This window comes from Vibrio sp. YT-17, assembly GCF_033337375.1.
GTDB classification, from domain to species: Bacteria; Pseudomonadota; Gammaproteobacteria; order Enterobacterales; family Vibrionaceae; genus Vibrio; species Vibrio alginolyticus.
Genome location: NZ_JAWOQP010000182.1, coordinates 1 through 1,086, shown reverse-complemented (window position 1 = coordinate 1,086; position 1,086 = coordinate 1). Strand labels below are relative to the sequence as shown.

Here is a 1,086-nt window from a genome sequence, read left to right as displayed (position 1 = left end):
GTTTTGGGTCGTGACGCTCAGCTTATGGGCATCATACATTGCACTTAGTTCTCCGATCAGCCAATGCTACACCGCAGATTGCCTTGGCATTATGAATGTCCTGATTGCCGTTTTTGCTTGGTTTACGTTAACAACGTCTAACCCTTTTGAGTTCGCAAAAACATTGGCGGTAGAAGGACGTGATTTGAATCCAATGCTGCAGGACATCGGATTGATCATTCATCCGCCACTTTTATATTTAGGTTACGTTGGTTATTCCGCCATTTTGGCGTTTGCACTTGCGGCGTTATTAAGCAAACGGCCTGTCAACGAATGGTACCGTTGTACGCGAAAGGCCGCGTATTTTGCCTGGGGAACTCTGACTGTTGGTATCCTTGTCGGCTCTTGGTGGGCATACAATGAACTTGGCTGGGGAGGTTGGTGGTTTTGGGACCCAGTAGAAAATGCCTCTTTATTGCCGTGGTTAACCGGCACTGCACTCCTGCACAGCGGGGTATTAGCAAAGAAAAATCAGGGAGCGTTGTGGAGTACATACGCGTTGGCGTTTGCGACCTTTAGTTTAAGCATTCTCGGGACATTTATCGTACGTTCTGGCGTATTGACATCGGTGCATGCTTTTGCTGTGGATCCTACCAAAGGTTTAGCCCTGCTTGCTGTGCTTAGTGCGTTAGTATTGATGACGTTTGGCGTACTGATTGTGCGTGGAGATGCCATCAAACCATTTAGATTACGTTCCTTGATCAGTCGAGCTTATATGGTGTATGTGGCCATTGGACTTTTGGTCATATCCACGGCGATCGTCTTTTTAGGTACGTTCTACCCGATGATTTATCAATTGCTAGGGTTGGGAAACATCTCTGTTGGTGCGCCGTATTTTAATAGCTTAATATTTCCTCTTAGTATTTTCGCTTTGTTGGCGTTAGCCATGACGCCAATTTTGCGGTGGACAAAAGGAGTGTGCGCGAACTGGAAAGGGCAATTCGCCTTCGCAAGTACTATCGCTTTAGGTGTCGTAGCCGTCTTTATCTTGTCGGTTGATACCGTGCGTATTGGGACAATCACGAGTGTATTTTTAGCAGCTTGGGT

1 protein-coding gene is annotated in these 1,086 nt (G+C 46.7%); it reads left to right on the top strand.

Annotated features, from left to right (window positions below; all coding sequences use genetic code 11):
• Positions 1-1,086, top strand: a 1,086-nt coding sequence (gene ccsA, locus R7F67_RS24815; protein ID WP_318057530.1) for a cytochrome c biogenesis protein CcsA, incomplete at both ends; no start/stop codon positions are given.